This window comes from Streptomyces coeruleoprunus (genome assembly GCF_039542925.1).
GTDB lineage: Bacteria > Actinomycetota > Actinomycetes > Streptomycetales > Streptomycetaceae > Streptomyces > Streptomyces coeruleoprunus.
The window spans coordinates 955,043-974,163 of sequence record NZ_BAABIT010000001.1; the positions used below are offsets into that span (position 1 = coordinate 955,043).

Consider the following 19,121-nt stretch of genomic DNA (forward strand, 5'->3'; position numbering starts at 1 on the left):
GGCTCCCGGCCGAGGTCCGGCCGGGAGCGCCGCGCACGACACAGGAACGGTGACCCATGGCCGCCACTCGCCGCCCGACCCTGGCCGATGTCGCCCGCGAGGTGGGCGTCAGTGCCAAAACGGTCTCGCGGGTGCTCAACGAGGACGGCCCCAGCTCCCCCGAGACCCGGCAGCGCGTCCTCGCCGCCGTCGCGAAGCTCGGCTTCCAGCCGAACCTGATGGCCCGCAACATCCGCGTGGGCGGCCCCGACACCACCATTGGCCTGATCGTGCCGGACATGGGCAACCCGTTCTTCGGGACGGTCGCCGGCGGCGTCGAGGACACCGTGCGGGACCGTGGGCTGACCCTGCTGGTGGGCTCGTCGTCCGACGACCCGGAGCGTGAACGGGCGCTGATCCAGACATTCCTGGCGCGCCGGGTCAGCATGCTGATGGTCGTGCCGGCCGTGGGCTCCGACCACGCGTACCTCAAGACACAGCGAGCCGCCGGGCTCCCCCTCGTCTTCCTGGACCGGCCCGGCGCCGGCCTGTCCGCCGACTGCGTGGTCAGCTCCAACCGGGCGGGCTCCCAGGAGGGCGTCACCCACCTCGTCGCGCGCGGCCACCGGCGCATCGGCTTCGTAGGTGACCTGCCGACCCGGCTCTACACGCGCCGCGAACGCCTCGCCGGGTACCGCGCCGCGCTGGAGGACGCGGGCATCGCGTACGACCGCTCCCTGGTGACGGGTGCGCACGACCAGCGGACGGCCGCCGAGGTCACCACCCGGCTGCTCGCCCTGCCGGACCCGCCGACCGCGCTGTACGCGGCGAACAACATCATGGCCCTCGGCGTCGTGGCCGAACTGGCCCGTACGGGCCGCAAGGACGTCGCCCTGGTCACCTTCGACGACCTGCCGCTGGCCGAGATACTCGAACCGGCGCTGACCGTCGTGGCGCAGAACCCGGCCGAACTGGGCCACGCCGCCGCCACGACGGCCCTCGCCCGCCTCGACGGCGACCGCACCCGCGCCCGTACGGTCACGGTCCCCACGACCCTGATCGCCCGAGGCTCGGGCGAACTCCCGCCACGCGACCGTCCTTCGGCCCAGGTCCCTGCCCCGGCCCGCAGAGGCTGACCACCGGCGACGGGCAGCGCGCGGCTACGCGTCGAACACCGCGACGGCGTCGAGCCCCGCTTCGTGGAGCGTGCGCCGGACGTTGCGCCTGGCGCCGCGGATGTGCACGTCCGTGGTGCGCGGCAGCGCGGAGACCGTCCGCATCAGGGCGAAGGCGCACACCAGGTCCAGACGGGTGACGTCCTCCAGTTCCAGCACCCACCGGCCGGCGGCGTGCAGGCGCGGGTCGGTGAGCCGCTCCTCCAGCGAACGGGCGTCGTGCGGGTGGAACTCCCCCGACAGGACCAGCACGGCGTGCCCGTCGACGACGGTGCCGTCGACGACCGGCCGTGACGCCGAGGGGGGCGGGTGGGGATCAGCCGTCATGGAAGCTCCCGGGGAAAGGGGCGGAGGGGGACTTCCGCACCCCTCCATTGTCCCGGATGACAGGGCCGTTCCGGCGTGTCTGCGCCCTTCGGCGCCCAGGGGCCGTGACGATCTCAGAGCAACCCCGCGAGGAAACATGCAGGAGATCAACATGGCCACCGGTACGGTCAAGTGGTTCAACCCGGAGAAGGGTTTCGGCTTCATCGAGCAGGAAGGCGGCGGTCCGGACGTGTTCGTCCACTTCTCGGCCATCACCGGGATGTCCGGCTACCGCGAGCTCCACGAAGGCCAGAGGGTCGAGTTCGACATCACCCAGGGCCCCAAGGGGCCGCAGGCGGAGAACGTGAAGCCCGCCTGAGCCCTCGGTCACCTGCGGGGGCGGCTCCGGCCGCCCCCGCGGCCGTCAGTCCTCCGCTCCGCGCGGCACGGCCAGGTCGGTGAGCAGCGCACCGCCGGGGCCGGTCGCCGGCCAGGACCCCTGACCCGCGAGTACGGCGATCGCGGAGGTCGGGAACTTGTCCCGCGCCCGTTCCAGGGCGTCGCCGAGCGCTTCCGAGGCCAGCAGCAGGACGAGTTCCTGCACGGCCGGGTTGTGCCCGACCAGCAGCAGCGTGCGCACCGCGTCCGGGGTGCGGCGCACGACGTCGAGGAGATCGGTGGCGGGCGTGCCGTACAGCCGCCGCTCGTGCCGGACGGCCGGCGGGGCGGGCAGCTGCGCGGCGGCCAGCTCCCACGTCCGGCTGGCCCGTACGGCGGTCGAGCACAGAACGAGGTCGGGAACGCACCCGGCGTCGCGCAGCCAGGCCCCGACGGCGGGCGCGTCCCGCAGCCCCCGCTTGTTGAGCGGCCGGTCGTGGTCGCCCACCCCCGCCGGCCGCGCGGACTTCGCGTGCCGTACGACGACGAGTCGGCGCAGTTCCGCCACAGGGCCTCCCGGGCTGACACTCCTTGCTGCCAGCTTCGCACCTGCCGCCGGGCCCCACCAGACGTGGGAGGAGCGGCCCTCCGGACCGCGAACGGCGCCCATCGCCGCGGTCTAGACTTTTCGTGTGGTGAAGCGGTCGCCGCTGGTCGGCCGGGCAGCCGAGCGGGCGGGGCTGCTCGACGCGCTCGCGCGCTGCCGCGCGGGTGAGGGCGGCCTGGTGCTGGTGAGCGGTGACGCCGGATCCGGCAAGAGCCGGCTCGTCGCGGAGGCCCTGGCCGACTGGAACGGGGCGGTGCTGTACGGCGCGGCCGCACCCGGAGCGGGCGCGTACGCGCCCCTGGGGGACGCGCTGCGGGGCGCGCCCGGTGACGCACGGGGCGCCGCCGGTGACCTGTCCGGCGCGGCCGCGGACGTACCGGGGGGACCCGCGGCCGATCCGTCGGCCCCGCTCGACACGGTCGCGCGCACCCTGCGGGACCTCGCGCGGCGGCGGCCGGCCGTGGTCGTCCTGGAGGACCTGCACTGGGCGGGCGCGGCGGCCGTGGAGCTGCTGCCGGCGCTCGCGGCGGCGCTGGCGGACGAACCGCTGCTGCTGCTCGGCACGTACCGCGGTGAGGAGCTGTCCCGTGGCCATCCCGTGCGGCACCTGCGCACGGCTCTGCGCCGCACCGGTCGCCTCGTCGAGTTCGCGCTCCCCCCGCTGACCGCCGAGGAGACCGGGGAGCTGCTCACCGGCCTGCTCGGAAAGCCGCCCTCCCCCACGCTCGTCTCGGCCGTGCACCGCAGGGCGGAGGGCCTGCCCTTCTACGTCGAGGAACTCACCGCCGCCCTCCGGGAGACCGGCGGGCTGCGGGACACCGGCGAACGCCTCGACCTCGCCGGCGACTCGGAGTTGCCCGTGCCGGAGAGTGTGCTGGACGCGGTGCTGGTCCGCACGGCGGGGCTGCGGGAGCGGCACGGCGAGGCCGTGGAACTGGCCGCCGTCCTGGGCGTACGGGTGGACCTGCCGACGCTCGCGGAGCTGGTGGCGCCCCCGGACGTCGACCGGCTCCTCGACAGCGGACTGCTCACGGAGTCGCACCGGGATCCCGGCACGGCGGAGTTCCGCCACGCCCTTGTACGGGACGCGTTGTACCGGTCCGTTCCCTGGGGCCGGAGGCGTCGGCACCACCAGGTGCTCGCCGAGTGCCTCGCCGCGCGCGGCGCGCCGCCCGAGGCGGTCGCCGAGCACTGGATCGCCGCGCACGAACCGGGCCGTGCGAGGCCGTTGCTGCTCGCGGCCGCCGAGCGGCACTGCGCGGTGCACGCCTACCGGGACGCAGCCGCGCTGGTGCGGCGCGCCCTGGGCGTATGGCCGGAGGACGCCGATCCGGCAGGCCGGCTGGCCGCGCTGGAGCACCTGGCGGACTGCGCCGAGCTGTGCGGCGAACGGGAATCGGCCGTGGCGGTCTGGGCGGACGTCGCACGGCTGCGCCAGTCCACGGGCGACCTCGCGGCCGCGGGAACGGCGTACCGGCGGCTGGCCAACTCCGCCGGCCTGCTGGGCGACTGGCCCCGCTCGGCCGACGCGCGCGAGAGCGCCGCCGACGCGTACGCGGCGGCGGGCGTGCGGGGGGAGGCGGCGGTGGAGCGCCTCGCGCTGGCCGATCAGCTGAAGTCCGCGGCGTGGCACTCGAAGGCGCTGGACCAGGCCGTGGCCGCCGCCGAGGACGCCGAGGCGGCCGCTCGCACCGACCTCCGGGCACGCGCCCTCGCCCTGCAGGGTTCACTCCTCTCCGCCCTGGGGGACGGGCCGCGCGGCGTCGAGGTCGCCCGCTCCGGGCTCGCACTGGCCCTCGCCGGGGAGCCGCCCGAGGCGACGGGCGAGGCGTACTACGAGCTGGGGGAAGCCCTCGCGTACGCGGCGGACTACGGGGCGGCCGCCGACGCCATCGACTCGGCGCTGGAGCTGTGCCGCGCACACGGCGTCACGGAACTGGCGCAGGTCTGCTTCACCTGCGTGTCCCCGGTGGTGCGGCTGATGGGCGACTGGGACCGCTCCCTGGCCATCTGCGGCGAGGTCCTCGGCGACGACGCCACGCCGCAGGTCCTGCGGATGGTCGCGGAGGAGGAGTCGGGGCTGATCACCGTGCTCCGCGGGGACCGCCGGCGGGCACGGGCGCCGCTGCGCCGCTCCGCCGCCTTCGGGCGCTCCCACGAGATCTTCGGCATGGAGGTCGGCGCGACGTGGGGCCTGGCCATGGTCGCCGACCTCGACGACGACGAGGCCACGGCCCGCCGGACCGTGTCCGCCATGCTGGAGCGCTGCCTCCTGAAGGAGGAGTGGCACTACTCGCTGCCGGGCCTGCGGTGGGCCGCCACGTATCTGGCCGAGCGCCGTGACGGCGAGGGGCTGGCCCAGTGCCACCGGTGCTCGCGACCGCCGCGACGCGCAACAGCTCGCCCAAGGTCCTGGCGGCCCTCGCCCACGCGGGCGGCGAGCTGGCCCTCGCCGACGGTGACGCGACGCGGGCGGCCGGCCACTTCGGCCGGGCGCTGGACCTCCTGCACGACGTCAGCGCGCCGTTCGAGCGGGCGCTCAGCCAGCTGCGCCGGGGCGTCGCGCTGGCGGGCAGCGGCGACCGGGAGGGCGCGGTCTCCACGGTGACCGGCGCGTACCGGACCGCACGCCGGCTGGGCGCCAGGCCGCTGGCCCGCCGGTGCGCGGCCGAGCTGGCCGAGCGGGGCGAACAGGTCGACCGGCGCCTGGGACGCCTCGCCGCCCGTTCACTGGAGCCGCTGGGCCTCACCCGCCGGGAGAAGGAGGTGCTGCGCCTTCTGGCGGGCGGCCGCACCAACCGCGAGATCGCCCAGGCGCTGTTCGTCAGCCCGCGCACGGTCGACATGCACGTACGGAACCTGCTGGCCAAGCTCGGCTGCTCGTCGCGCGTGGCCGCCGCCCGGTACGCGGGGGACCTCGGCCTGACCGCCCCGCCGCCGGAAGTACGGCACTAGCCGCCCGGAATCACGGCAGAACGACGCGTGCTGTCCGCCGCCCCGCTCCCTAGCGTGGTGGCCAGGTCGAAGGACAAGCACCTGAACCGGGAGGCGGCCATGGAACGGCTGGCCATCGTCGTACGGGACGACGCCTACGACAAGATGCTCACCCCGCTCACCTTCGCCTGGCTCTACGCGGCGAAGGGCGTGCGGGTCGACATGCTGTTCGTGCTGTGGGCCGTGCGGGCCCTGACCAAGGAGGGCGCCGGGTCCCTCGAGGTCGAGGGCCGGCACAGCGGCACGGACGCGGAGGCGCTGCGGCAGAAGATGATCGAGAACGGAGAGCCGACCGAGATCCTTGACTACCTCACCTTCCTCAAGGGCACCGGCCAGGTGAACCTCTACGCCTGCCGGCTCGCCGCCGAGACCTTCGGTGTCGACGAGTCGAACCTCATCCCGGAGGCGGCGGGCATCGTCGACGCCACCTGGTTCCTGGAGGAGAAGGCGGTCACCGCGGACCACTGCCAGTACTTCTGACAGCGATGCCGTACGCACGCGCTGCCTCCCCGCCGCTCCGGGCACACACTGGAGGGGTGGGGAGGCAGCCGACATGGGCCACATGGACCACGACGTACATCCGCATCGCTCCGGTGAGGACCACCGTCATGACCACGGCGCGGAAGGTGCCACCTGGGGCACCGCCGCGAAGGCGACGGCGCACTGCCTGACGGGCTGCGCGCTCGGTGAGATCCTGGGCATGGTCATCGGCACGGCCCTGCTGTGGAGCAACGTCCCCACCATGGCCCTGGCCATCGCCCTGGCGTTCCTCTTCGGCTACTCGTTCACCCTCTTCGCCGTGATCAGAGCGGGCCTGGGCCTGAAGGCGGCCGTCCGCGTCGCCCTGGCCGCCGACACCGTATCCATCGCGATCATGGAGCTGGTGGACAACGTCATCATCGCCCTGACCCCCGGCGCGATGGACGCGCACCTGTCGGACGGCCTGTTCTGGTCGGCGCTCCTGGGCGGCTTCGCCGTCGCCTTCTTCGTCACCACGCCGGTGAACAAGTGGATGATCACCCGCGGCAGGGGCCACGCCGTCGTGCACGCGTACCACTGAGGGCACCACTCCACCTTCGGTGCCGCGCTCCGGGCTCTGCGGCGAGCGACCGCCCAGCGGGCGTGGACAAGCGCACACCGGACGAGGCGGTCATCTGTTCCTCAGCGACCGTGGCGCCGAAGTCGAAGTACCCCCGCCACAGAGCCGCGAGCAGCGGGAATCCCCGCGCGGCGACGCGACCGGCGGCGGCTGACCATGCCTCGCTGACGGTGATGACCAGGCGGATCACCGATTCACCGAGCCCGAGGAGGGCCAACGCGAACGATCACGGCCGGAGACCGTCGACCGCGAGGCCGACGCCGGCGTCCGCCACGACCGTGGCTCCATGGCCGAACGCGCGGCGGTCGACGTACACCTGGCTGACGACCGACACCGCCGCCCGCGCAGGGCGACTCAGAGGGCCTTGCGGGCGGACGACCACCGCCACCGCGACGTCGTCCTGCCACTCGGGGAGGAGGAGGCGCCGCATGAGGGCGATGGTGTCCGCGTCGAACCGGGGGTAGAGCACGCAGTCGTCGAGGGTCTCCGGCGGGAGGTCGTCCCGGCGGACGGTCAGGTCGGACACGCAGAACCGACCGCCGGGGAGCAGGACGCGCGCGCATTCGACCATGACCCGGGCCTTGCGCGGGGAGAGGTTGATGACGCCGTTGGAGATGATCACGTCCACCGAGGCGTCCGGGAGGGGGGACGGCCTCCATCTCCCCGTGGGGCAGATCCGCGTCGGCCGCGGCGTGGTCGGTGCGGGCGAGCATCTCGGGCAAGGACTCCACGGCGACGCCCCGTCCGGCCGGTTGGCCACGCCGAGGGAGTGCCTGATCGCCGAGAGCGGCACATCGACGAGCTCCTGCGCGCTGTAGAGCGGCCGGGCGACCGCCCCGGCGGTGCGTGGGACGTGCCGGTCGGCGTGCCGGACCGTCGCACGGAGCACGCGATCACCGTACGTCCTCCTTCAACAGCCCGTTTCACTTGCGCGTACTCCCACATGCCCTTCTCGAAGAGCCTCCGCCCCGGTGCGGCCGTGAACCACTGCGTGCCGACCACCGGGGCAGGACCGTCCATCGTGCTCTGCCCCGGCACCGCGTCATGTCGCGGGGACACCCACGTTGTTGAGGGTCTTGCACTCGGTGACGTTGTCCGCGGTGCCCGGCCTGGCCGCCGCGCGGACGGTGTTGAAGTTGCCGAGATAGGCACTGAAGGACGTCGAGTCCTCTATCTTCAGCAAGGCCTCGTCGTTCGTGGTGAGCGCTGGACCGGTGTAGTTGTGGCTGCCTGTCCAGACGCTCTGGACGTGGCGGCCGTTGTACCAGCCGTCGATCAGCATGTACTTGGAGTGGACGATCAACGACTGGGTGTTGGGGTCGTTGTCGTCGTTGAGGTTGTAGCAGCGCATCTGCGGGCCTCCGGCGAAGTGGAGGGCGTCCCAGGTGCCGGTGTCGGTCCGGGTGTAGACGACGTCGACGGCGCAGCCCGCGCGCTGGAGGCCGGCGAGCTTGTCGGCGACTGCCTGGCGGAGGAGCTGGTACATGGCGACGCGGATCACGGTCTGGCGGGCGGTGGAGCCGTCCGACCAGGAACACGTGACGTTGTCGAGGATGCCGACGATCGTGTCGTCGGCGGCGCCTCCTCCAGGGCGGGGGAAGAAGTACGTCTTGTAGGCGCCGGAACTCGAGTACGCGTAGGTCCAGGCCGCCGGGTCCTTGGCGATCAGCCGCTTGAAGTACCAGTCATACGCGTTGTAGACGCCGATGTTGTCCGCCACGACGGAGGCGCTGTTCCACATCTTGTCGTAACTCGACGGCGTCAGGTTCGACGAGGTCTGCACCACCACATTGGTCGCCCCGTTCACACTGGAGAAGAGCGCGAACTTGTTGTGCATGATGCCGGACACCGTCTGATCGCCCAGGCACGAGCGGGTCGGGGGGCACAGCGTGATGAAGGAGCTGCGGGTCGTGTCCGTCCCCAGCGCGGTCTTGAGGATGTTGTACGACGTCAGGTCGGCCTTCGCGTCGCTGATGGCGGTCTCGTCTTCGATGACCTGGACGTTGACCTGGCGGTTCGGGTCGGTGTGCGCGTTCGCGAGTGCGTTGGCGACGGTCTGCGACCACAGGTGGAACATTGCGATCTTGATGGTGGAGCCGGGGTTCGCCGCGTTGACGAGGCTGATGATCCGGTCCCGGACGGCGTTCCGCTCCGCGCTGCTCGCCGAGGTGGGGACGTTGAAGATGGCGCCGCTCGCAATCGCCGCCGTCGGCGTCGCGGACGCGAAGTTCAACGACAGCACGGACAGTGTCAGCAGCAGGGGCAGCAGGAGCGCGGCCGCGCGCCGCAGGGGTGTGCCGATCATCTGGGGTGTTCGCATGGGTCTCTCTCCGGAAGTGCTCGCAGACATGCCGGGTCCTGGAGGTGCGCCCGTGCCGGCGGACTTCTGCGGGGAACATGGGGCCGCTCGTGGCGGAGGGCGCGATCATGCCACGTCCGTCAAGCGCTGAGGAACCGTCCGTGAGACGGAGGACACAGTTGCGCATCGGTGCCGGGAGACTTGGTGCCGTTCGCCGGATCTCACGCGATTACTCCCCTTGAGCGGCGCTCAAACAGCCCCTACTGTGCACCCTCGCTGGGTTGTTCCAACAGGAGAGCGTTGTCCAACGCACCCAACACGGGCGGTGCGCTGACGACCCGAAAAGCGCTGTCGGTCCCGCCCCCACGTCGAATCGGACGTGTTGGTTCCGTATCGGCCCTTGGTGGGGAGTTCTTGGTGACGTCTCGTTGGCGTGCCCTGCGCAACAGCAGTGGGGCGCTGTTCCTTTCCGGCTGTCTGATGGCCGGCTTGCTGGCAGGATCCGCTGTCCTGCCGGATACCCGGCACGATCTTCCGAGTGTGGCCGCGCGTGAGGGGACGCGGCCACGCCTGCCGGAGGCCGAGCACTCGGTCCGGCACGCACGGCCGGCCATGCCCGAGACCGCTTCGGCGCGCGTCGACCTCAGCCGGTCCACGGACGGGAAGGCGCTCGCCGTGGCCCCGACCGGCATCGTCGACACGGCGAGGGCCGGCGCGCGTGCGCGGAACGCGGTGGTGTCGGTGGCCCCGGCCGCCGCCCCGGGGCGGCCATCGGTGTCCGAGGTCGACGTACGGGTGCTCGGCCACGAGCAGGTCAAGGCGGCCGGCGGTATCGCTGTCGGAGCGCGGCTGCTGCGCAGCGACGGCGCCTCGTCGCCCGGTGCGCTGCGCCTGTCCATCGACTACGACAAGTTCCGCCACCTGTACGGCGGCGACTTCGCCTCGCGCCTGCGGCTGGTGAGGCTGCCGGCTTGCGCGCTCACCACCCCGCACGCCAAGGGCTGCGCCGAGCGCACGTACATACCGGCGACGAACGACGTCAAGGAGGGGACGCTGACCGCGACGGTGCAGGCGGACCCGGACCCGGACTCGTCCCACAACGGCGCGGAGGCGGACGGCGGTGGCGTCACGACGCACTCCCTGGACCGGGCGTTGAGGACCGCCTCCACCACCACCGGGTCCGTCTACACCCTGGCGTCGGGCTCCTCGTCCGACGGCGGCGACTACCGGGCGACCCAGCTCAACCCGTCGGGCTCGTGGGATGTCTCCGTCGGCTCGGGCGCGTTCACCTACTCCCTGCCCATCCAGCTGCCCAACCCTCCGATGGGCACGGCGCCGTCGCTGTCCCTGCAGTACAACTCCCAGAACGTCGACGGGCGTACCTCGGCGACGAACAACCAGGGGTCCTGGGTGGGCATGGGCTGGAACCTGGGCGTCGGCTTCATCGAGCGCAAGTACCGCAACTGCTCCGACGACGGTCTCGCCGGGCAGAGCATCTACGACCTGTGCTGGGACTCCCCGAACTCCGCCGTGGAGCCGGACGGCGCCGTCTACATCATCAACCTGAACGGTGTCACCTCGCAGCTCATCCAGGACCGCACCGGTGACGGCTCGTACCACGTCCAGGACGACCCGGGCTGGCGCGTGCAGCACATCACCTCCGGCGGCCACGGCTCCGTGGACTCGTACTGGGTCGTCTCCCACCAGGACGGCACCCGCTACTACTTCGGCTGGGGCCGCTCCGAGCGCACCCAGAGCGCCACCAATTCCGTCCTGACGGTCCCCGTGGTGAGCAACGACAGCGGCGAGCCGTGCTGGACCGGCAGCATCGTGACCTCGGTGTGCACCATGGGCTGGCGCTGGGGACTGGACCGCACTGTCGACCCGAGCGAGGTCGAGACCTCGTACTTCTACGACAAGGAGAAGAACTGGTACCGGTCCACCGTCGGCACGGACCAGGCACGCGAGTACGACGCGGCGTCCTACCTCAAGCGCGTCGAGTACGGCTGGGCCTCCCAGATCGCGGACGCGAAGCTGCCGGCACGTGTGGTGTTCCAGCACGTGAACCGGTGCACGGAGCGCACCTCCGAACCCGACCCGCTGGGCAATCCGGTCACCACTGACTGCCCGTCGATCGCCACCTCACCGTCCTCGTACCCGGACGTACCCACGGACCTGATCTGTGACGGATCGGCGGATCCCGCGAACGCCTGTGCGGGCAAGACCTATTACCCCACGTTCTTCCACCGGGACATGCTCTGGGACATCAACACCCAGATCTGGGACGACGCGACCGCCACGTGGCTCCCGGTCATGCAGTACCAGATGAAGTACGCGTTCACGAACGGCACGGGTGCCAACAACACCATGCTGTGGCTGGACTACGTCCAGCGGAAGGCGTATGGCAACGACCCGAACATCACCCTGCCCACCATCGACTTCCACGGCGTCGACAAGGACAATCTCGTCGGCTCCGGCACCCTGCAGTTCCGCCGCATCGACCGCGTGTACGGCGACCTCGGCGCGGTCACCGATGTGACCTACGGCAGGCCCGACCCGTGCGACACCGCACCGTCCAGCCAGTCGTCCAACACCAAGAACTGCTACTGGCAGAAGTGGATCCCCGAGGGGGCGACCGACGAACGCACCGGCTGGTTCCACAAGTACCTGGTCACCAAGGTCCAGAGCGACCCGGGCGTGGGCGTGGGCTCCGGCCACGACGGCGATCCGGTGATGACCACCACGTACGACTACCACGGCGGCGCCGGCTGGCGGTTCACCAACGACCCATTGGTCCCGGACGTGGACGAGACGTGGTCCGACTGGCGCGGCTATGCGGAAGTCACCGTCTCCAAGGGCGCCAACAAGAACGCCTCGTCCGTCCACCACTGGCTGTACCGGGGCCTCGACAGTGACCGCACCTCCAAGACGGACCCCGCACTGAAGCGTTCCGTGACCGTCAAGGACACGTTCGGCGGGACCCACACGGACTCGGCCTGGCTGGCCGGCCACACGCTGGAGACGAGCACCCGGGACCACAACCGCGAGCCGCAGGAGCGGACCGTGTACGACTACTGGGTGTACACCACGGCCCGGTACGAGGGCCTGCCGGACGCCCGGTTCGTCCGGAAGTCCAAGACCACCACGCACACCAAGGTCTCCACCACCATTGACTCGCTCGAGTCCACGTGGCGCGAGCACATCGTGACGCAGGAGTTCGACAACACAGAACCGGCCAGCACTACCTTCGGCCTGCCCATGCGCACACACGACTGGGGCGAGACCGGCGTGTCCGACAACCAGTGCACCATCTACGGCCGCGCCTACAACCGCAGCAAGATCGGCACCACCCCCATCGAGCGGTTCATGGCCCTGGAGGACCACACCCGCCACTACGCGGCGGGCTGCTCGGCGGCCAACCTGGAGTCCTACAAGGACGCCGAAACCATGGTCCTCTACGACGGCGCCACCTCGCTCACCACGAACGTCCCCACCGACGGCAAGCCGACCGAGGTGCGTTCCTATGCCGCCGAGGGGCAGTACCGTTTCGTCAGGCACACGTACGACCAAGCGGGCCGGGTCGTCTCGGACACGGACGCCCTCGGCAACACCACCACCACGACCTATCGGCCCGACAACACCTGGCCGACCGACGGCGTCGTGACGACCACCGCCGACCCGGACGGCACGGGCCCGGGCACCCCCCAGACGACCACCAACTTCTACTCACGTTTCTGGGGAGAACTCTGGAAGACGGTGGACGCCAACAACAGGACGACGAAGATCGACCTGGACGCGGCGGGCCGGACCGTGGCGGTGTGGCTGCCGTCCGAGTACGGCGGGGCGAACCCGTCCATGAAGTTCAGCTACACCCTCCACACCGCCACCAAGAGCGACGGCGTCCCGCGCGTGGTGGACCAGGCCCCAAGGTGATCAGCCATGCCCTCCAGTCCGGCAGCACCTACTCCTCCAGCACGGAGTTCATCGACGGGCTCGGCCGCACCCGGGAGACCCAGACCCCCTCGCCCGACAAGTCCGGGCTCACCGTGGTGTCCACCCGCTACGACTCCTCGGGCAACGTCACCGGCGTCTCGTCACCCTTCTACCACTCCAACCTGCAGACGCTGCCTGCCGACGGCATGGTCAAGCCCAGGGTCGCGGACCTGCCCTCCTACAACGACGTGATCGTGGACTGGGCCGGCCGGAAGATCGAGTCCCGGATCCTGGTGAACGGCCAGGCACAGACCGCCGGGCACACCAGGACGGTCTTCACGGGAGCCGACCACATCGCGACCTTCCCGGCGCTGGGGCAGCCCACCGAGACCTACACCGACGTCTACGGGCACCCCACCAAGGTCGTCGAGCACACCGCCACCCAGGCGTTCACCAGCACCTACTCCTATCCGCACGGCGGCCAGCTCACCGAGATCCGGGACGCCCAGGGCAACCTCACCCGGCGCACCTACAACTGGGCGGGTGACCTGGTCTCCACCGAGGACCCCGACGCGGGAACCACCCGCACCACCTATAACGCCTTCGGTGAAATCGAAACCACCACCGACGCCAACGGCACCGTACTGAGCTACGACTACGACAACCTCCACCGGCCCCTCAGGGTCCGGCAGGGCACCACGGTGCTGAACAGCCGCAGCTACGACACGGCGCCCGGCGGCATCGGGCTGCTGGCCTCCGCCACCTCCTACGACGGCACCCACGCCTACACCACGTCCATCGGCTCCTACGACCATCACGGCAGGGCGCTGAGCAAGACCCTCACCATCCCCGCCGACGGCTCCGGGCTCGACGGCCAGTACACCTTCCAGTACGAGTACGACGCCGCCGGCAACATGACCGCGGTGACCTACCCGGCCGTCGCCGGGCTCCCCTCGGAGAAGGTGACCGCCACCTACACCGACCAGGGCCGTGCGTCACGGCTCACCGGCACCCTCGGCACCACCGTGTACGTGGACAGCACGTCGTACGACAACTACGGCCGCCTGACCGGCCGTGCCTATGGTGCGGGCGGCACCGCCGCCACCCGCAGCTACACCTACGACGACAACAACGGCACCCGCTGGCTGAACAACATCACCACCGGCACCACCGCCGGAGGCACCGTCCAGAGCGACACCTACACCCGAAACGCCAACGGCAGCGTCACCGCTCTCGTCGACAATACGGCCGCCCAGCGGCAGTGCTTCGACTACGACGACCTGCATCGGCTGACCGCCGCCTGGACCACGGGCTCAGCCACCGCCTGTGCCGGTAGCCCCAACCCGGACTTCTCCGTGGGGCCGGACCCGTACCAGCAGTCCTTCACCTACGACAGCATCGGCAACGTGACCTCGCGGACCACGGCGACGGGACCGACCAACGCCACCACCAGGACGTACCACTACCCGGCGGCCGGCTCCCCACGCCCGCACGCGGTCACCTCGGTGGACCGCACCGGCGGGAGCGACCTCTACAGCTACGACCTTGCCGGGCAACTGCAGACCCGGTCCGTCCTCGACGAGGCCACCGGCGCCGTGGTCCCGGCCGACCTCGTCTGGAACGCCCAGCACCACCTGGTCCGGTTCACCGCGAAGCCGGCGAGCGGCGACAAGGTCACCCGGTACGTCTACGACGCCGACGGCCAGCTGCTGATGCGTACCAGCCCAAACGGCAACGTCCTGTATTTGGGCGACCAGGAGATCCACAAGAGCACCACTGGTACCCCGGTCGCGACCCGCTACTACAAGAGCGGTGACAGCACCGTCGCCATGCGGGTCGCCGACGGTGCGAGCGGGAAGCTCACTTGGCTGATGGCGGATCACCAGGCCTCCACACAGCTCGGGATCGACGCCGTCACCGGCGCCGTCACACGCCGCCGCTACCTGCCCTTCGGCGGTCAGCGCGGCAGCACGAGCCTCCCTGCCGGGACCACCCGCGGCTTCCTGGGCAAGCCCGAGGACCCCTCGACAGGGTTCGACATCCTGGGAGCTCGCGCCTACGACCCCGTCCTCGGCCGGTTCCTGTCCCCCGACCCGATCCAGGACCCGGCTCAGCCGCAGCAGTGGAACGCCTACGCCTACGCGGGCAACAACCCGGCGAACAGCTCCGACCCGAGCGGACTCCTGGGTATCCCGGACCCGCTCATGGCCGAGGCGGTCGAGGGAGCCGGCAAGGTATTCGCCGCCGTATTCACCCAGGCCGTGGACAGCAGGATGCACGCGTTGGGCAATTATGTTCTCAAGCCCGCCGATCCCTACTTCCGCAAGGTGATGCCCGAGAGGGTGATCGGCACCGACAGCGACCCCACGGCCGTCCGCCTCGGCTGGGAGTGGGCCACCGGCACCGGCCCGAAGAAGCGATCACTGGACGGCGACAGCCGGTTCACCCAGACGCTGCAGCGGCACCACCACGTCCAGAGTGCGCGGCAGGACATCGCCTGGAAGGCCGAGAGCGGAAAGCTCAAGATGGGAAGCAGCGGCCGCAAGGACTACAGTCTCGGCTCCTGGGGCCTCTTCGGGCTCTACCGCGACTTCGTGGGCGTCGGGCGCGGCTTGGCCGCCCCGGGCCCGAACCAGCCCGCGGCGTTCCTCGGCTCGTACATCCTGCACTACACGATCACCGGCGTGGACAGGAAGAAGGGGACGGTGACGATCGACTTCCGCGTGTCGAACGAGAGCACGATCAACTCTGCCGTGCACACCTCCCCGGCGATCGGCGGCTACGGCGATTGGTGGGAGGAGAACATCGCGAAGGACCTCGACAGGAGATTCGGGACGGAGGGCGTGATGTCGCTCAAAAAGCAGGAGATCCGCTGGACGGAAACCGTCGACATGCACTACCCGGAAGTCGTCTACACGCACCCCGGCTCGGGCGGAGGCGGCCGCGGTGGAGGCGGCGGTGGCAGCATCACGGCTCCGCTGGAGGCGGCAATGGCGGTGGTGGGCCTTGTGGGAGTCGTGGGCATGATCTGATCCTCTGCCACGGGGTGGTGCCGGTCCGGCACCACCCCGACGGGCTCTGCGACTGTCGCCCAGTGGATCACCGAGCCCGGAGCATGCCGCGCCCCTGCGACTGCGGGCGAACGCACCCGGAAGCCCCGCGTGATCTCGCGGGAAAGGACTGCCGAAAACCCCGGCCGAGTCAGACCTCGGCTGCGGCTGACCTCCGCCTGTGCGGAGAGCACACCGAACTGCACGGCCGCGGTGACCAAGAACGCGGGTCACCTCCGCTCGAGCGGAGGTGACCCGCGCTGCGTACGGAGATCGCCGATCTGCGGGAGGTGCTCCGCGCGAGCGGAGGTTGAGCCGGTGCATCGCCTGAACTTGGACCAGTTGCCATGCGGTGCCCGCCCTGAGCAGGTGCGGGAGCGGAACACCTCTCTCACCAGCTCTTTTGAGGTCTTCTGGCAGCTGTGGATCCGCGTCGCTCAGCTGGCATCGCCTCGCCTCCGGGCTACCGTCGGCCCCAGCGCGAACCAGGCGGCTTTCGTCCCACAGTCCGTCACATGAAACCCCCACTGCCCACAGGCCAAGTCGTTCACAATGCGCAGGCCCCGTCCGCGCTCGGTGAGCAAACCACTCCTTCCTTCAGCCGTAGCGGCGTGCCATGAGGGCGCGGCGACGACGTAGAGGTTCACGGGGAGGAAGGGATCCCCGTCGTGGATCTCGCAGATGTACTTCCCGGCGGCCCAGCGCGGGCACACCTCGTAGGGGCCACGCGCGTGCTCGTACGCGTTGGCGTCGGTGGCTCTCCCCGGGATGCCACGCAATCGCGGCAGCGCGCCGCCGAGGGGCGTACTGCCACAGGAGCGACCTGACTTCAGGTGCGTACACAACGATGGCTGCCGGTGCTCCTGATGCGTATGGGGCGTTTATGAGCGTCGGACCGGTCACCCCGGCTCCGTCGGCCTAATGCCGGCTTTCGCCTCCGCCTACCCGATTGCTGAGAGTATGGGCAGGTGAGTGAAGACACCCTGGGGCCTTGGGTGCCTGAGCGTCCCGAGGATGTGGCTGAGGTTTTCGCCCAGGCGGACTTCCCGTGGTGGATCGCCGGCGGGTACGCGATCGAGCTCGCGGTCGGCCACGAACTGCGCCCGCACAGCGATCTCGACGTCCTGGTCCTCCGCCGCGACCAGACGCTCGTACGCGGCTTCCTGGCCGACTGGGATTTGTACGTGGCGGATCCGCCCGGCCAGGGGAAGCTGCGACCATGGCACCCAGGAGAGGTCCTTCAGCCGTCGCTCCACGACGTCTGGTGTCGACGCACGCCGAAGGCACCCTGGTCGGTACAGCTCATGCTGGACGAGGCCGAGGGAACCCAGTGGGTCTCGCGGCGCGCCCCGGCGATCCGGCGCCCAATCGACCAGCTCGGGCGAACAAGCGAGACGGGCATCCCGTATCTCGCGCCAGAGGTGCAGCTCTTCTACAAGGCGAAGGCGACCCGGGAGAAGGACGCGACCGATTTCGAAGCGGTGCTGCCGTTGCTGGACGCTCCGGCGCGCGCCTGGCTGGCGGACGCGATCCGGGTGATCGTGCCCGGCCACCCCTGGCTCGGCCGGCTTCTGCCGGTCAGCCGAAGGTGAGCAGCGGAACGTCGGCGTTCCGGGGCTGGGTCATCGTGGGCGACGTGACTTCCACGCTCAGCAGTTGGCTGAGGAATTGGACCTTGGCCCTCAGGAGTGGCTCGTGCGGCCGTCGGCCGACTGGGCCTTCAGACGGCGGAGCGGTGGATGTGCGGGAGCAGGCCGCCGGCGGCCGGGTCGTGAGCGAGGGTGCCCGCGCCGAACGCCTCAGCAGGAGGTCCAGTGCTCCGCAGCCCCGTCTCTCAGACGTCTGCGAGCCACTTCGAAAGCCCATGCTTCGGTGGATGCCTTCTTGGCGACGTTGAAGTGAGTGCTGGTCGCCGCGTCCATCACGGTGTGGAACTCATCCATCAGCGCTCCCCAGTGGTAGCCGCCAGCGAAATCTTCCGGGCACCAGCCGTAGTGACGCACAAGTTCGTCCCGGACTCGGTCGAAATGGCGCAGGCTCTTCCGCACGGGTCCGGACGTCTCAATGTGGAGGCCTACGAGTTCCGCCTTTGCCAGCATCTCCGGCAGCACACCTTCCCACTTCATATGGCCGTCGCGTTCACAGGCGTAGTCGACCCAGGACCAGAACGCCTCGGCGTCCGCGACATCGGGCGCCTCGCGGTGGTGGCGCGGACAGAGGAGGGCGAAGTTCCGCACATCGTTGGAACCGCCGAGGGACTCCGGGACTACATGCGCTCTCTCCACCGGTGCCTGCCAGCAGATCAGGCAGATCGGCTCATCGAGACCGAGGTAGTCGGCAATGGCTCGGACCGGGGGTCTGGACCGGCGCTGGTCAGGGTGGCTGTCCCGGTTGCGTACGCGCAGCTCGCGGTGGTCGTAGGCGTGTTCACGGCCGGGGTCTCGTATGTTCAGGACATCAGGGATGTCCTCACGTTGCGGCTCGGGGTTCCTCGCCTGGTAGAGCGGTGTGCTGATCTCCGTGAGATACGGGCCGAGGAATCCCAGCAGGAAGTCCTGGATGATCTCGAAGGCATCGGCGTCGTAGCCGCCGGCGGAATTACGGTGCCCCTGGATGTCGAGGTAGAGGTAGCGCGGGGCGCCGGGACTCGTCGCCGCGGCTTTCTTCAGGATGGAGAAGATGCGGGTGGCGCACTTGGTGAAGTCCTCTTCGACCCGCATGTCGTGATACAGCGCGATGCCCTTCGGCTTCGCATCGGCTCCCGGCCCGTCAGGAGGGGCTACGTTCCCTGTGGCCCCGGGGCAGGCTAAGGACGGAGCCGCCATCGGCTTCTGTGAGTTGTCGTCCATGGACGCACAGTAGGAGCCGCCACTGACAGCCGGCGTTCGCAGCGCCTGATCCGGGCGGCTACCAGAGCCAGCCGACTGGCCTGTCATACCTGGCCTGACCAGGAAGTTCGCTCGGCTGTTGGTCACGTGGTTGGTCACGCCACAGCCGGAGAAACAGAAAAACCCCAGATCAACTGGGGTCTCTGCTGGTGTCCGAGGGGGGACTTGAACCCCCACGCCCGATAAAGGGCACTAGCACCTCAAGCTAGCGCGTCTGCCATTCCGCCACCCGGACCAGGTGTCTTGCCGCTTCGGGGTGTTCCCCGCGGCGACATGGATAACTCTACCAGGGGTTCGAGGTGCCCCTCACCCACATATCCCGTGGTCAGGGGCCCGGCGGCGGACTGCGGCGCTTCCAGTACGGAGCGTTTCGCGATGCTTACGCCTCGTGCAGCAGCGGCGAGGGGACGGGC

At 70.3% G+C, this 19,121-nt stretch carries 14 protein-coding genes and 1 tRNA gene; 9 read left to right on the forward strand and 6 right to left on the reverse strand.

What is annotated here, in order from left to right; translation table 11 throughout:
• Positions 1 to 56: 56 nt before the first annotated feature.
• Positions 57 to 1,115, forward strand: coding sequence for a LacI family DNA-binding transcriptional regulator (locus ABEB09_RS04405; RefSeq protein ID WP_345687280.1), 1,059 nt, complete (start codon positions 57 to 59; stop codon positions 1,113 to 1,115).
• A gap of 24 nt (positions 1,116 to 1,139) precedes the next feature.
• On the opposite strand, the gene ABEB09_RS04410 is transcribed toward ABEB09_RS04405, so the two are convergent.
• Positions 1,140 to 1,481: an STAS domain-containing protein gene (locus tag ABEB09_RS04410; RefSeq protein ID WP_345687282.1), complete on the reverse strand. Its 342-nt coding sequence runs from the start codon at positions 1,479 to 1,481 to the stop codon at positions 1,140 to 1,142.
• 151 nt (positions 1,482 to 1,632) lie between these two features.
• On the opposite strand from ABEB09_RS04410, the gene ABEB09_RS04415 reads away from it, so the two are divergent.
• On the forward strand, positions 1,633 to 1,839 hold the full coding sequence (locus ABEB09_RS04415) for a cold-shock protein (RefSeq protein ID WP_345693837.1): 207 nt from the start codon (positions 1,633 to 1,635) through the stop codon (positions 1,837 to 1,839).
• Between the two features lie 45 nt (positions 1,840 to 1,884).
• Here ABEB09_RS04415 and ABEB09_RS04420 read toward each other — a convergent pair whose 3' ends face one another.
• On the reverse strand, positions 1,885 to 2,406 hold the full coding sequence (locus ABEB09_RS04420) for a SixA phosphatase family protein (RefSeq protein ID WP_380840566.1): 522 nt from the start codon (positions 2,404 to 2,406) through the stop codon (positions 1,885 to 1,887).
• Between the two features lie 124 nt (positions 2,407 to 2,530).
• On the opposite strand from ABEB09_RS04420, the gene ABEB09_RS04425 reads away from it, so the two are divergent.
• The 4 genes from ABEB09_RS04425 to ABEB09_RS04440 all read left to right on the forward strand — a co-directional run bounded on the left by ABEB09_RS04425 (position 2,531) and on the right by ABEB09_RS04440 (position 6,499).
• A complete protein-coding gene (locus ABEB09_RS04425; RefSeq protein WP_345687284.1) occupies positions 2,531 to 5,053 on the forward strand; it encodes an ATP-binding protein in 2,523 nt (840 codons plus the stop codon).
• Complete coding sequence (locus ABEB09_RS04430; RefSeq protein WP_345687286.1) at positions 5,050 to 5,400, forward strand: response regulator transcription factor; 351 nt, start codon at positions 5,050 to 5,052, stop codon at positions 5,398 to 5,400. Before ABEB09_RS04425 ends, ABEB09_RS04430 begins: the two co-directional genes overlap by 4 nt.
• A gap of 57 nt (positions 5,401 to 5,457) precedes the next feature.
• Entirely contained in the window at positions 5,458 to 5,919 is a 462-nt protein-coding gene (locus ABEB09_RS04435; RefSeq protein ID WP_345687288.1) for a DsrE family protein, read from the forward strand.
• A gap of 82 nt (positions 5,920 to 6,001) precedes the next feature.
• Complete coding sequence (locus ABEB09_RS04440) at positions 6,002 to 6,499, forward strand: DUF4396 domain-containing protein (protein ID WP_380840593.1); 498 nt, start codon at positions 6,002 to 6,004, stop codon at positions 6,497 to 6,499.
• A gap of 265 nt (positions 6,500 to 6,764) precedes the next feature.
• Here ABEB09_RS04440 and ABEB09_RS04445 read toward each other — a convergent pair whose 3' ends face one another.
• Both ABEB09_RS04445 and ABEB09_RS04450 read right to left on the reverse strand, forming a co-directional pair.
• On the reverse strand, positions 6,765 to 7,427 hold the full coding sequence (locus ABEB09_RS04445) for a methyltransferase domain-containing protein (protein WP_345687292.1): 663 nt from the start codon (positions 7,425 to 7,427) through the stop codon (positions 6,765 to 6,767).
• Positions 7,428 to 7,580: 153 nt separating this feature from the next.
• Complete coding sequence (locus tag ABEB09_RS04450) at positions 7,581 to 8,858, reverse strand: phospholipase D-like domain-containing protein (protein WP_345687294.1); 1,278 nt, start codon at positions 8,856 to 8,858, stop codon at positions 7,581 to 7,583.
• A 591-nt stretch (positions 8,859 to 9,449) separates the two neighbouring features.
• On the opposite strand from ABEB09_RS04450, the gene ABEB09_RS04455 reads away from it, so the two are divergent.
• The 3 genes from ABEB09_RS04455 to ABEB09_RS04465 all read left to right on the forward strand — a co-directional run bounded on the left by ABEB09_RS04455 (position 9,450) and on the right by ABEB09_RS04465 (position 17,412).
• Positions 9,450 to 12,770 carry a hypothetical protein gene (locus tag ABEB09_RS04455; RefSeq protein ID WP_345687296.1) on the forward strand — a complete coding sequence of 1,107 codons (3,321 nt, stop codon included), beginning with the start codon at positions 9,450 to 9,452 and terminating at the stop codon, positions 12,768 to 12,770.
• A complete protein-coding gene (locus ABEB09_RS04460) occupies positions 12,767 to 15,802 on the forward strand; it encodes an RHS repeat domain-containing protein (protein ID WP_345687298.1) in 3,036 nt (1,011 codons plus the stop codon). Before ABEB09_RS04455 ends, ABEB09_RS04460 begins: the two co-directional genes overlap by 4 nt.
• Before the next feature lie 986 nt (positions 15,803 to 16,788).
• Positions 16,789 to 17,412: a nucleotidyltransferase domain-containing protein gene (locus ABEB09_RS04465; RefSeq protein ID WP_345687300.1), complete on the forward strand. Its 624-nt coding sequence runs from the start codon at positions 16,789 to 16,791 to the stop codon at positions 17,410 to 17,412.
• Between the two features lie 207 nt (positions 17,413 to 17,619).
• On the opposite strand, the gene ABEB09_RS04470 is transcribed toward ABEB09_RS04465, so the two are convergent.
• Together ABEB09_RS04470 and ABEB09_RS04475 are read right to left on the reverse strand one after the other, a co-directional pair.
• On the reverse strand, positions 17,620 to 18,669 hold the full coding sequence (locus ABEB09_RS04470) for an HNH endonuclease (protein ID WP_345687302.1): 1,050 nt from the start codon (positions 18,667 to 18,669) through the stop codon (positions 17,620 to 17,622).
• A gap of 186 nt (positions 18,670 to 18,855) precedes the next feature.
• Positions 18,856 to 18,943: transfer RNA gene (locus ABEB09_RS04475), tRNA-Leu, on the reverse strand.
• Positions 18,944 to 19,121 lie beyond the last annotated feature (178 nt).